General features: G+C 32.4%; 13 protein-coding genes. 8 read left to right on the top strand and 5 right to left on the bottom strand.

Features of this window, described 5'->3' with window-relative positions; genetic code table 11:
• Window positions 1-154: 154 nt before the first annotated feature.
• Together ACKVOD_RS04415 and ACKVOD_RS04410 are read right to left on the bottom strand one after the other, a co-directional pair.
• Window positions 155-1105: a PhoH family protein gene (locus ACKVOD_RS04415; RefSeq protein WP_409208267.1), complete on the bottom strand. Its 951-nt coding sequence runs from the start codon at window positions 1103-1105 to the stop codon at window positions 155-157.
• Between the two features lie 201 nt (window positions 1106-1306).
• Complete coding sequence (locus ACKVOD_RS04410; RefSeq protein WP_409208266.1) at window positions 1307-1654, bottom strand: hypothetical protein; 348 nt, start codon at window positions 1652-1654, stop codon at window positions 1307-1309.
• A gap of 114 nt (window positions 1655-1768) precedes the next feature.
• Between ACKVOD_RS04410 and ACKVOD_RS04405 the strand changes: the two genes are divergently transcribed.
• The 4 genes from ACKVOD_RS04405 to dnaN all read left to right on the top strand — a co-directional run bounded on the left by ACKVOD_RS04405 (window position 1769) and on the right by dnaN (window position 6277).
• A complete protein-coding gene (locus ACKVOD_RS04405; protein ID WP_409208265.1) occupies window positions 1769-2596 on the top strand; it encodes an S-adenosyl-l-methionine hydroxide adenosyltransferase family protein in 828 nt (275 codons plus the stop codon).
• 56 nt (window positions 2597-2652) lie between these two features.
• Window positions 2653-3378 (top strand): gliding motility-associated ABC transporter permease subunit GldF, encoded by a 726-nt coding sequence (gene gldF, locus ACKVOD_RS04400; protein WP_409208264.1) that lies wholly within the window; start codon window positions 2653-2655, stop codon window positions 3376-3378.
• Complete coding sequence (gldG, locus tag ACKVOD_RS04395; RefSeq protein WP_409208263.1) at window positions 3378-5054, top strand: gliding motility-associated ABC transporter substrate-binding protein GldG; 1677 nt, start codon at window positions 3378-3380, stop codon at window positions 5052-5054. The genes gldF and gldG overlap by 1 nt, the downstream gene beginning before the upstream one ends.
• 104 nt (window positions 5055-5158) lie before the next feature.
• Window positions 5159-6277 (top strand): DNA polymerase III subunit beta, encoded by a 1119-nt coding sequence (gene dnaN / locus ACKVOD_RS04390; protein ID WP_409208262.1) that lies wholly within the window; start codon window positions 5159-5161, stop codon window positions 6275-6277.
• Between the two features lie 81 nt (window positions 6278-6358).
• Here dnaN and ACKVOD_RS04385 read toward each other — a convergent pair whose 3' ends face one another.
• The 3 genes from ACKVOD_RS04385 to ACKVOD_RS04375 all read right to left on the bottom strand — a co-directional run bounded on the left by ACKVOD_RS04385 (window position 6359) and on the right by ACKVOD_RS04375 (window position 9119).
• A complete protein-coding gene (locus ACKVOD_RS04385; protein ID WP_409208261.1) occupies window positions 6359-7189 on the bottom strand; it encodes a universal stress protein in 831 nt (276 codons plus the stop codon).
• A gap of 96 nt (window positions 7190-7285) precedes the next feature.
• Window positions 7286-8116: a universal stress protein gene (locus ACKVOD_RS04380; protein WP_409208260.1), complete on the bottom strand. Its 831-nt coding sequence runs from the start codon at window positions 8114-8116 to the stop codon at window positions 7286-7288.
• A 169-nt stretch (window positions 8117-8285) separates the two neighbouring features.
• On the bottom strand, window positions 8286-9119 hold the full coding sequence (locus tag ACKVOD_RS04375; RefSeq protein WP_409208259.1) for a universal stress protein: 834 nt from the start codon (window positions 9117-9119) through the stop codon (window positions 8286-8288).
• A gap of 166 nt (window positions 9120-9285) precedes the next feature.
• On the opposite strand from ACKVOD_RS04375, the gene mnmE reads away from it, so the two are divergent.
• The 4 genes from mnmE (at window position 9286) to ACKVOD_RS04355 (ending at window position 13465) form a co-directional block, all read left to right on the top strand.
• Window positions 9286-10689, top strand: a complete 1404-nt coding sequence (mnmE, locus tag ACKVOD_RS04370; protein ID WP_409208258.1) for a tRNA uridine-5-carboxymethylaminomethyl(34) synthesis GTPase MnmE — start codon at window positions 9286-9288, stop codon at window positions 10687-10689.
• 218 nt (window positions 10690-10907) lie between these two features.
• Window positions 10908-11279 carry a helix-turn-helix domain-containing protein gene (locus tag ACKVOD_RS04365; RefSeq protein ID WP_409208257.1) on the top strand — a complete coding sequence of 124 codons (372 nt, stop codon included), beginning with the start codon at window positions 10908-10910 and terminating at the stop codon, window positions 11277-11279.
• A 7-nt stretch (window positions 11280-11286) separates the two neighbouring features.
• A complete protein-coding gene (locus ACKVOD_RS04360) occupies window positions 11287-12393 on the top strand; it encodes a phage integrase SAM-like domain-containing protein (protein WP_409208256.1) in 1107 nt (368 codons plus the stop codon).
• A gap of 1 nt (window position 12394) precedes the next feature.
• Window positions 12395-13465 (top strand): DUF6617 family protein, encoded by a 1071-nt coding sequence (locus tag ACKVOD_RS04355; protein WP_409208255.1) that lies wholly within the window; start codon window positions 12395-12397, stop codon window positions 13463-13465.
• Window positions 13466-13534 lie beyond the last annotated feature (69 nt).

Here is a 13534-nt window from a genome sequence, read left to right as displayed (position 1 = left end):
TCATTTATATTGTAAACTTCTCTTACTTTTCCTCTATAAACTGATTTTTGATTGGGAAAATTAAAGTTCGTTGTTGTTATTGTGTTCATTGATTGTAATTAGTTTTTGAACTGCAAAAATAGGGTGTTTAAAACGGATTCACAAAGAAAAATTGTTAATCGTGGTTCTCAATTTGTTTGTAAGCATCTATTACTTTTTTGACTAAGCGATGACGAACAATATCCTTATCATCTAGATATATTATTCCGATTCCGTCTATATCTTTCAAAACCAACAAAGCTTCTTTCAATCCCGAAATTGTTCTTCGAGGTAAATCAACTTGACCTGGATCTCCTGTAATCATAAATTTGGCACTTTTTCCCATACGAGTTAAAAACATTTTCATTTGGGAATGGGTAGTATTTTGAGCTTCGTCAAGAATTACGAATGCATGATCTAGGGTTCTACCTCGCATAAATGCCAAAGGAGCAATCTGGATAATACCTTTCAGGATATAATCTTCTAATTTCTCGTTAGGCAACATGTCACGCAAAGCATCGTACAGTGGTTGCATGTAGGGATCTAATTTTTCTTTCATATCTCCAGGAAGAAACCCGAGATTTTCCCCTGCCTCTACAGCGGGTCTGGTAAGTACAATTCGCTTTACTTGTTTTTCTTTCAGGGCTTTTACTGCCATAGCTACACCAGTATAAGTTTTACCAGTTCCAGCTGGACCAACGGCAAAAACCATATCATTTTTCGCCATAGTATCGACCAACAATTGCTGGTTTGGCGTCATGGGCTTGATAATCTTACCGCCTACACCATGAACTAATATCTTGTCATGACCGAAGACTTTAGCATCTTCTTGCACTGTGCTTCGAATCACTCTTTCGATTACATTGTCATCAATGGTATTGTATCTTGTAAAATGCAACATCAAGCGATTAAAACGATTTTCGAATTCATCTAAAACTTCTTTTTCTCCAAAAGCTTTCAATGTTGATCCTCGAGCAACAATCTTCAGTTTTGGATAATATTTTTTAATAGTTTCAAGATGAGTGTCTTGAGCGCCCCAAAAATCTTTTGGAGCGATGTCTATGAGCTCGATGATTCTTTCGTTCAAAAGCGTTGTATTTAAAGGTTATTAATTTAAAGTCAATCGAAAGCCAATTCCGTTGGCATTGGTTATTAAATCTAGTTTTTGTTTGTTAAAATCTACATTTCCAGTAGCTTTTTGGGTATTATATTCCGTCACTACGTTTTTATTTTTTTAGTAAAGCCAATTTTAATAGGGATTTAAGCGATAATAGCTCCAATGCCTATATTATGTATATACTGAGGGATATATTCGATTTTTTACTCCAATTATAGTTACTGGTAAGTCGTAATCCCGATATATTTTTTGCTCATAATAATAGTTTGTAATCATATCATTTGCTACCATTACTATACCTCCCACTAATAATATATTACCCACCGTTTTCTTAGATCTTCCTGCATTATAACCGACTAGTAATTTTTCGTTATTTGCTAATAATTCTCTGACTTGGTGTGTAGAGATTTTTTGATTTTCGAAATTTAAAATATTTCCATTGGATTTGTAGATTAGCTTTTGAGAAAATGATTGTAAACTACAAACTAGTAACAATAGGATAAATAATTGTTTGGTCATACCTTGGTTTTGTTTTGAAAATCTAATAAATTAAAGCCTAAAATACTTTAGCTTTGCATTTCTCAAATTTAACAAGTTTTAGGTTCAGTTTTCGTTTTATTTATAAACAATTTTATGTCAATAATTACCCTTACTTCCGATTACGGCTTGAAAGACCATTTTGTTGGTTCTTTGAAAGGGAAAATTTTATCAGAATATCCCGAAGCAACAATTATTGATATTTCGCATGATATTGATCCTTTCAACACCGTAGAAGCAAGTTATATCATTAGCGCTGCTTATGCTAGTTTTCCAAAAGGCACTGTACACCTTATTGGTGTTGATATAGAATTGAATAAAGAAAACAAACACATTGTGATGCAATGGAATGATCATTATTTTATTGCTGCCGATAATGGGATTTTGAGTATGCTTTCGCGAAAAATTGTTCCTCAAAAAATTGTGAATATCAACATACACGATAGATTACATGCTGAAGCAACCGATCTGGATGTATTCACAAAAGTAGCCTGTCATATTGCAAAAGGTGGTTTGCTTAACGTGATTGGCAAAGAGATAAAAACCATAAAACAAGTAACTGATTTACACGCTACAGTAGTTAATGATGGGGATATGCTTAAAGGTTATGTGGTTTATATTGATCATTTTGGAAATGTTGTTACTAATATTTCGAAAAAACAATTTTTAGAAGTTGCCAAAGGAAGGCCGTATGAAATTGTATTAAAAACCAAAAACATTAAAACTATTTTACCTAATTATTCGGCAATAGCAATATCAAATAAATATGAAATCAAGAATTATGAAGGCGAAAAACTAGCGCTTTTCAACGAAGCTGGTTTTCTTGAAATTGCTATTTTTAGAAGCAATCCCTCAAAAGTTGGTTCGGCAAATAGCTTGTTAGGTTTAAATTATAGAGATGTGATAACAATAAAATTTGTTTAACGTTTCAAGTTGAGCAACTTTAAACCTTAAACCTTAAACTTTTTAAACAAATAACAATGAAATCGATCATAATACGAGAAATAAAATCCTTTTTTGGTTCCCCGATTGGGTATTTAGTTATTGCTCTTTTTTTGATTGGTAATGGCTTATTTCTTTGGGTTTTTGAAGGAGAATACAATATTTTAAACAGCGGTTTTGCAGATTTAAGTCCGTTTTTTGCTTTATCTCCTGTTGTACTTATATTCTTAATTCCAGCCATTACTATGCGTAGTTTTTCGGACGAAAAAAAACAAGGGACTCTTGAATTATTACTCACAAAACCACTAAGCATTTGGCAAATTGTAACCGGAAAATACCTGGGCTCGATGTTTTTAATTTGTATTGCTATTATTCCAACATTTCTTTATGTAAAGGTAATTTCGGACTTAGGTATGCCCGAAGGAAATATTGATATGGGTAGTACTATTGGATCGTATCTTGGGCTACTATTGTTAATTTCTTCTTATTCTGCCATAGGAATTTTCACTTCTACCCTATCCGAAAATCAAATTGTAGCCTTTCTTATTTCGATTACTTTATGCTTCTTTTTTTATTTTGGATTTGAAAGTCTTTCGCAAATTATTCCGAATTTACAAAACCAAATTTCAAGTTTAAGTATGCAAAATCATTTCAAAAGCATTGGTCGTGGTGTGATTGACACAAGGGATGTTATTTATTTTGTTAGCATCACCATTTTATTCCTTTCGTTTACAGTTTATAATCTAAAATCAGTGAAATTGTAATGAAAAAATCCAACTTAAAATCGGTTTTTTATACCATTGTCATTCTGATTATTCTAAATATAATTAGCAATACTTTTTTTTATCGTTTTGATTTAACCCAAGATAAAAGATATACTCTTTCCGAGACTTCGTTAGCCATAATAAAACAAATCAAAGAACCTTTGCTTATCAAAATATATCTTCAAGGCGATATGCCAGCGGAATTTAATCGCCTACAAAATGAGACCCAAGATTTATTAGAGGAATTTCAGGCTTATAATAAGAATATTATTTTCAGTTTTGTTGATCCTTTGGAGAACAAAGATGAAAGTATGGACAACATAAAACAACTTTACCTAAAAGGCCTTACTCCAATAAACATAACCGTTGACGATAAGGGAAAACAATCCCAGGCTATGGTTTTTCCATGGGCGATTGCAACTTATAACAATAAGGAAGTGAATATTCCGCTATTGAAAAATATAATGGGAGCTTCAACCACCCAAAAAGTCATTGGTTCAGTGCAACATTTAGAATACTCAATTGCAGATGCCTTAAATAAAATCACAAAAGAGAATAAAAAAACCATTGCAGTAATCAAAGGTAATGGAGAGCTTAAAGACATTCAAATTGCCAAATTCCTTTTGCAAGTTAGAGAGAGTTACCATATTGGTCCTTTTACTTTAGATTCGGTTGCTAAAAATCCGATAAGAAGTTTAGAATCATTGAAGAAATATGATTTAGCCATTATTGCTAAGCCAACCGAAACTTTTTCGGATGCCGAAAAACAGGTTTTAGATCAATATATTATTGAAGGCGGAAAAACCATTTGGCTCATTGACCAAGTCAATATGGAAATGGATAGTTTGTATACTGATTCAGGTTCTAATTTAGCTTTTCCGAGGGATTTAAATTTGAATGATATGTTCTTTAAATACGGCTTTAGAATCAATCCTGATTTAGTCAAAGACGAACAAGGAAGCCCTATACATTTGGCTTCTGGAGAACAAGGAAGTGCTACACAATTTCAAGAATTTAACTGGAAATTTGCCCCACAAGTTTATCCAACAAGTACGCATCCTATTGTGAAAAATCTGGGCGGCATAAAATTCGATTTTGCTAATCCTATTGACACTTTGAAAAACGGAATCAAGAAAACCATTTTATTGCAATCTTCCCCTTATTCTAAGAAAATAGGCTCACCTGTTGAAGTCAATTTAAACAATGTTACCGAAGAAACTTCACCAAATGATTATCTCAACAAAGGCAATATTCCGCTTTCGGTTTTATTAGAGGGACAGTTTCATTCCGTATTCGAAAATCGAGTTTTGGCTTTTGACCAAATAAATCATAAAGCCAAAGGAAAAAATAGTAAAATGATAGTGATTTCGGATGGCGATTTAATAAAAAATCAGTTAGATAAAAACTTACAGCCTGTTGAGTTAGGCTATGATCAGAGGTCAGGGAATTTGTATGACAATAAAGATTTTATGATGAACTGTGTCAACTACCTGCTCGATGATACGGGACTTATTAACATTCGCGGCAAGGATCTGGATTTGGCTTTGCTAGACAAAGAAAAAGTTCATGAAAGATATACTTCAATACAATTCATTACTATCGGGCTTCCAATTCTAATTTTGCTTCTTTTCGGTCTTGCTTTTTCATACTTTAGAAAGAAAAAATACAGTCATTAATGTTAATAAAAAAATTAAGAAAGTAAAATAGTTTACAATATATTTGTATTAAGTCTATCTTTTAAGGACTTGAAATTTATACCCAAAAAAATAAAACAATACAAATGAAATTTATAGTATCGAGTTCGTACTTATTAAAACAATTACAAGTATTAGGTAGTGTTATTAACAGTAACAATACGTTGCCTATTTTAGATAATTTCCTTTTTGAATTAGATCATAAAGCGCTTACGGTTTCGGCCTCTGATTTAGAAACCACGATGTCGGCTACTTTAGATATTGATTCAACAAGCAAAGGGAGTGTTGCAGTGTCTGCAAAATTGCTTTTAGAAATTTTGAAAACATTTCCAGAGCAACCTTTAACGTTTACAGTTGAAGAAAACAACACTATCGAAATAAGTTCGAATTCAGGTAAGTATGCATTAGCATATGCGGAAGGAAATGAGTTTCCAAAATCAGTAAATTTGGATGAACCTTCTGTTACTTTGGTCCCTGCTGATGTATTAGCAACCGCCATAAGCAAAACCATTTTTGCGGCAGGAAACGATGATTTACGCCCAGTGATGTCTGGTGTTTTCTTTCAATTTTCGCCACAAGGTTTAATATTTGTAGCTACAGATGCTCATAAATTAGTGAAATATGCCAGAACTGATGTAACTGCTTCAGAAGTTGCCGATTTTATTATGCCTAAGAAACCATTGACTATTCTAAAAAATATTCTTTCAACATCTGATGCTGAAGTAAAAATTGAATACAACGATTCGAATGCCACTTTCTCCTTTGATAATTATGTTTTAATGTGCCGATTAATTGACGGTAAATATCCAAACTACGAAGCGGTAATTCCAAAAGAAAATCCTAATAAACTAATGATTGACCGTTCTTTATTTTTAAGTTCTGTTCGTCGTGTTGCTATTTTCTCTAACAAAACAACACACCAAATCAGATTGAAAATTGCAGGAGCTGAATTAAATATTTCTGCCGAAGATATTGATTATTCTAACAAAGCTGAGGAACGTTTGACTTGTGATTACCAGGGTGATGATATGCAAATAGGATACAATTCTCGTTTTTTGACAGAGATGTTGACCAACTTGCAATCTGATATGATAATGCTTGAAATGTCTTTGCCTAACAGAGCTGGAATCTTAACTCCAGTTGATGGCTTAGAAGATGGCGAAACTGTTACAATGCTAGTGATGCCAGTTATGTTAAACAACTAATTTATCGCTTTAAGCAAGCTATTAACCAACCCTTTATATATTTGAAAAGACCGCAATTTCTATCGGAATTGCGGTTTTTTTTTACTCGTGTATTGCCAAAACTGGAATTGCTAAGCTATTTGAAAATTTCTGAGTCAAACTAGGTTTAAATAATTCGACAAAAAAGTTTCTTTTATAAGTAAGCATAGCTAACACATCAATATATTTAAATAAAATAAAATCCATGATAGTTTCTTGTACATCTTCACTTGGAATGATAGAAAACTGAATGGATTCGCCTAGAAACTCTTCCTCCCATTGTTTTATGGTAGCGGCTGAAACATCGGAATTAGCTGTTTTTACATACAAACATTTTACTTTTGCTTTTGTCTTTTTGGCAAATTTCAACACCTCTTTAAGTGCCTTTTTATCTTTTTCTCGGAATCGAGTTGTAAAACCAATCGTTTCAATTTTTTTGAATTTTGCTTCCAAGGGAACGCTCAAAACAGGAATAGCAACTGTAGCAATAACATTCCCAGTATTGGTGCCTACAAAAAAGGTTTTCCAACCTGTGGCTCCAGTAGTTCCCATAACAATATAATCTATACTTTCTTCTTTGATAGTTCTATTGATATTGAAAAGTAAATGACCATCCATTATTCTATGGCTCATTTTTATGTGATTCAGATTTCGTTCTTCGGCTATGGCATGAAGTTTTGGAAGTTCTTCTTTAAACCTATCAAATTGTGTTAGCTGTAGCGTTTCAAAAAGCACATTATAATTTTCAGGGAAAAACTGATTGTCATAAATCGGGAATTCAAACGTGTGCAATAAAATGAGTTCTCCATTTACTGTTTTTGCAAACTCCAAAGCGTGAACAAATGCATTAGTTGCCGCTTGGGAAAAATCGGTAGGAAACAAAATCTTTTTCATTTTCAGTACTATTTAAGTGAATAAAATAATTAAAAAACACCTATAAACACATGTTAAACACATAATAATCTATAGATTATATTATTTTTATCTTTATTAAGCATGAATAACCATAATAGGAATATCTGTATCAGTTACTTTATTCTTGAAGTAATTGGGAACAAACATCCCTTCAAAAAAACTGCTTTTATAAGTCAACATTGTTAGAACACCAATTTCTTGATTGGAAATAAAATCTAACATTACATGTTTAATTTCATCACTTTGAATCACAAAAAAAGATACTGGTTCTGGACTAAATTCATCTTCCCATTTCTTAATAGTTTCAATATCAACATCAGAATTACTAGTTTTTACGTAAAGACATTTAATTATTGCTTTTGTTCTTTTTGCAAAATCTAATACATCATAAAGTACTTCTTTATCTTTAGCTCTATAGTGATTTATATAACCTATCGTTTTGATTTTTTTGAATTTTACTCCCAAAGGAATACAGAACATAGGAACATCTAGTCCTAAAATTACGGAACCTGAATTAGACCCAGCAAAAAGAGCCTCCCACCAAGCATCTCCTGAAGTCCCCATAATCACATAATCTATTTTATTCTCCTCGATTGATTTTTTAATGTTCACAAACAAATCACCTTCCATAAGCCGATGAGTCAATTTGATATGTCTTAAATTATGCTTTTCCATTATCCCACGAATTTTTGGAATTTCTTCTTTAAAAAGATCAAAATTTGCCAACTCTATTGAATCATATAGCTCCGTGAAATTTTCTGGAAAAAATTGATTGTCCATTGGAATCAAATCATAAGAATGCAACACTATCAATTCTCCTTGAACAATTTTAGCAAATTCCAAAGCATAAACAAATGCATTTGTGGCGACTTCAGAAAAATCAGTAGGAAACAAAATTTTTTTCATTTTAGTAGGGTTTAAAATTATTTTTATATCAAAATTTAATTACAAAATTAGATTGCAAAATTTTAACTATCAATAACCTACATAATACCGCAATACATAACCGTAATCCAATTTATTTTAAATTTATCACCAATTTTGACTTATTTATACTGCAACAAAGAGTAAAATTTTACTTTTCGTGCATTACTAAAATAGGTGTTTTACTGTGGAAAGAAAGTTTTTGTGCTAAACTTTGGGTAAACAATTGTTCTACAAAACTGCGTCTGTGGGTTAGCATAGCCAAAACATCAATTTCTTGACGTTCCAAAAAATCGTAGATTGTTTTTTTTATATTATCATTTGAAACAACAAAAAACTCAATTGGTTCTCTTTTAAAATTGGATTGCCATTTTTCAATATCTTCATGCGCTAGCTTAGAATCTGATGTTTTTATCGTTAAGCATTTTACTTTAGCATGAAATTTCTTCGCTATATTTAAAACATCTGACAATGCCGTTTTATCTTCATCCTTCAAAAGAGTAGTAAAGCAAATGTGTTTTATTTTCTCAAATTTTGCCTCATTAGGCAAACACAAAAGCATTGTTGGTACTTGAGTAATTACGAAGCCAGTATTAGAACCTAAAAACACTTCCTTCAAACCTGATGCTCCATGGGTACCCATAACTATCAAATCTATATTTTCTTTTTCTGAAATTTCTTTTATAATTTTAATTAAATTTCCATGTCTCAAAATATAACTCATTTTAACACTTTCAAACTGGTGCTCTTCTGCAATTTTTCTCAAATAGGGAATCTGATCATTAAAATTTTCGAGGTTTTTTAATTCAATCGTTTCGTAAATCGCCGCAATAGAACTCGGACAGCCTTCATAGGTAAGATTTGGAGAATCATAAACATGTAGCACAATGAATTCGGCATCTAGGTGTTTTGCCATTTCTAAAGCATAAACAAAAGCGTTATTTGCTGTATCGGAAAAATCAGTTGGAAATAGAATACGTTTCATTTTACATTCTTTTAAAGTAAATTATCATATCTAAACACCTATAAAGTTACAAACTTAAAACCGTATTTTACAGCTATTTACATTTTATTTAATCCTTAAAATCTTCTTTTATAAAAAAAGTGATACTTCTTTAGATTTACTACATTTGCATTCAAGATTAAAAACAATGATATACAACGATTCCATAGTAGCCTTAGCAACACCTTCTGGAGCTGGAGCTATAGCGATTATAAGAGTTTCAGGCGAAAATGCTATTGCTATTGGCAATCAAGTTTTTAAATCTATTAAAGGAAAAGATTTACTCCAGCAAAAATCCCATACTTTGCATTTAGGACATATCGTAGACCATCAAAAAACCATTGACGAAGTTTTGCTTTCTATTTTTAAAGGAACAAACTCTTATACTGGCGAAAATACTATCGAAATATCCTGTCACGGCTCTACTTATATTCAGCAACAAATCATTCAATTATTGCTTCGAAAAGGCTGTCGAATGGCAAATCCAGGAGAATTTACCCTAAGGGCTTTCTTGAACGGAAAACTCGATTTGTCCCAAGCCGAAGCGGTAGCCGATTTAATTTCGTCCGACAACGAAGCCAGTCACCAAATTGCGATGCAGCAAATGCGTGGTGGTTTTAGCAATGAAATCAAGGAATTGCGACAAGAATTATTGAATTTTGCTTCGCTGATAGAATTAGAATTGGATTTTGCTGAGGAAGATGTGGCTTTTGCCGACAGAACCCAATTTCGGGAATTATTGAACAGAATTGAGTTTGTCTTGAAACGATTAATCGACTCTTTTGCGGTTGGAAATGTAATCAAAAATGGAATACCTGTTGCTATTGTGGGCGAACCCAATGTTGGAAAATCCACTTTATTGAATGCTTTATTGAATGAAGAACGCGCCATAGTTTCAGAGATTGCAGGTACAACAAGAGATACTATCGAAGATGAATTGGTTATTGGCGGCATTGGATTTCGATTCATAGATACGGCAGGAATTCGGGAAACAGCAGATGTAATTGAAAGTTTAGGAATTCGGAAAACATTTGAAAAAATAGAACAGGCTCAAGTCGTACTATATTTAAGCCCCCTAACCCCCAAAGGGGGAACTCTTAACGGTGAAAATATAAAACAAGTTCAAGTTGAAATTGAGAAAATCAAGAACCAATTTCCTTTGAAACCTCTAATTATCATTGGAAATAAAAAAGATTTGTATTCAGAAGAGCAAATCAGAAATCTTCAATCTGAAATTCCAACTATTTTGCTCATTTCTGCTAAAGAGAATGTTGGTGTTGACGAACTCAAAAATCAGTTGCTTTCGTTTGTAAATACGGGTGCTTTGCGCAATAATGAAACCATTGTAACCAACACACGCCATTATGATTCTTTGCTAAAAGCTTTGGATGAAATTCAGAAAGTGAATTATGGTTTGCAAACTAACATTTCGAGTGATTTAATGGCAATTGATATTCGAGAAGCTTTGTATCATTTTGGTATGATTACTGGGGAAGTTACTAACGATGAGTTGTTGGGGAATATTTTTGCAAATTTCTGTATCGGAAAGTAATTACCATTCTTTTATTTGTTAACTACCTATTTTTATTGACTTTATAACTAATATTCTTCTTTTATTTGTTGCCTGATAACCTTTTATTCGTTATATTTGTTGTTCTATTGTTGCCCAATGATAGATTTTGTTGCCCAAATTCAAAGGCAACAAACTTGGCGAAATGATGCTACATATTGCTACACTTCGCTACATTATGCAACACAATGCAACATATTATGAGTAGCAATATGGCAATTCCGAAAACCTGTTCTTATTGTGGTAAGGCTTTTATAGCTAAAACCACTTTAACCAGATATTGCGGACATACTTGTAATTCCAGACACTACAAGCAAAAAGTAAAGGAAGACAAAATTCAAAACTCATTAGTTGAGCAACAGCAAACAATGCAAAGTTTGCCAACCTTGCAATCTGCAAACTCCAACTCTCTTACATCCAAAAACTTTTTATCCGTTCAAGATGTTGCAGAACTAATTGGAGTTAGTCGATGGACAATCAATAGAATGATAAAACGTGGAGAACTACAAATTCACAAGTTTGGCAGAAAGAAAATAATTCAACGCACACAGATAGATAAACTTTTTAATTGATGGTATTATGAAAGTTACTTTAAGACAAAGACAGAAAGCAAACAAAATTAGCTTGTATCTTGATTACTATAAAAATGGTAAACGAGAATATGAGTATTTAGGTTTATACCTCATCCCAGAACCCGAAAAAGGAAAGCTCACACAAGCGCAAAAAGACGAAAACAAAAAAATCCTTTCGTTAGCGGAAAGTGTTCGTTCAAAAAGACATTTAGAAATTCAAAACGGAATTTATGGCTTCAACGACCAGGAGAAGTTAAAAGGCTTCTTCATTATCTATATGGAAACATTAGCCGAAATGAGAATGGAAAGCAAAGGCAATTATGACAACTGGGATAGTACCATCAAGCATTTAAGAAAGTTTTGTCCTAAAGATATTTCGTTCGGGCAATTGGATAGAAAGTTTGTGGAAGGTTTTAAAGACTACTTAACCAAAACAGCGAAGACACCAAGCAATAAAAACCTTTCTGATAATTCGGCACACTCCTATTTCAACAAATTTAGAGCAGCTTTAAAACAAGCCGTTAAAGACGGAATTATCCGTTCCAATCCTGCCGAGCAAGTAGATTGTTTACCACAAGGCGACAGCGAAAGAGAGTTTCTAACGTTAGAAGAATTACAAAGCATACTCAAACACGAATGTGAAATTCCCATCCTAAAAACAGCATTTGTATTCAGTTGCCTAACAGGTTTGCGCTGGTCAGATATAAATAAATTAGTTTGGTCAGAAGTGCAGCACTCAAATGATTATGGTTGGTATATTCGTTTCAGACAAAAGAAAACTAAAGGAGCTGAAACATTACCAATGTCAGACCAAGCTCGTGATTTATTAAAAGAAATCGGAGAACCTGAAGAAAGAGTTTTCAAAGGATTAAAATATAGTGCGTGGCACAATCTAAAATTACAACAATGGGTAATGAAAGCCGGTATTAGTAAAACAATAACGTTCCATTGTGCTCGTCATACCTATGCAACTTTGCAACTCACGCTAGGAACTGATATATTTACGGTATCAAAATTACTAGGTCATAAAGACATTAGAACTACTCAAGTATATGCCAAAATAATTGACGAAAAGAAAATGGAAGCAGCTAACAGAATAAAATTAGATTTTTGATATGGAACTAACTATTTTTAAAAGCATTGTTTACGGTGAATTAAAACCCTGGGCAAGCAACGCCATAAATGATAAATTTTACAGACAAAATCTATCAACAAACTTTATTAAGCCTACACCAACTATAAACGAGTACTACAAGGCATTAAAAGAGCTTCACAAGGACAAACCTAACTTATTCAAAGAAGATGGGTTAGAAATCTATATGGCGCAAACAAACACCGATATAAGTCACGAAATACTGCATCCATTAGTAGAAGTAACTTTGGCAGAACCGATAACAACAACACAAAAGTTTTATCATTTCCTTTTATTCAACGAAGCAACACGATTGACTGATAGAGTTTTCAAATCTATGAACAAAGAAATTGACGAAATTCAAAAAAAAGAGATCATTCAAAACGTAGTAAAGTCGTGTAAAGATATTTTGTTTTGTATTGGAACAGACCAAGAAGACTTTCCGAAAACAGAATTAACCGCCTATGTAATACCTCAACTGATTACTAATGTAATCCGTTTTCTAAAAGAAACAGAAAAATTATATCCGCAATATTTGGCAGACATACCATCAACCAAAAATGAACTATTTGGAGAATTACTAAAACAACCTATTCCAGAAATCAATATTGAAAAAACAACTCCTGAATTTCAAACGGTTTACAATATTCTTTTAGGTATTGATGATTTTAAGATACCAAAAAACACTCGTTTATCATTTGGCTTTAACGGAAATACAATCAAATTAAAATCGGTTATACAAGCATTAAATAGAAACATTGAACTATTAAACGAAGACCATACATCAGTTGATAATTTAGTAAGTGTATTAACAAGCAGAGATTTAAAAATTGGTGCTGCACAAATACATTTAGGGTGTGAAACAACGCAGTTCAGTTATATTATTTCAAAATTAGAGCATTATTTCAGCAATTTTAATCCTACTTCAATAGAACAATCAAATTTGTTTTACTCTAAAAAAGGAACACCTTTAAAACGAAATAATCTGTATAAAAACAATAACAAGTTTCCTAAAGAACAAGACAATATTGATGAAATAATTAAACAACTATAAATAAAAACAGTAAGATGAGTAAGATATAGTATTAAGACATTACTAACTTACTATTTACCATAGCGTTAC

The organism is Flavobacterium sp. (assembly GCF_046155325.1).
In the GTDB taxonomy this organism is placed as follows: domain Bacteria; phylum Bacteroidota; class Bacteroidia; order Flavobacteriales; family Flavobacteriaceae; genus Flavobacterium.
The sequence above is the reverse complement of the archived record's forward strand: the minus strand, read 5'-3'. Positions and strand labels throughout refer to the sequence as shown.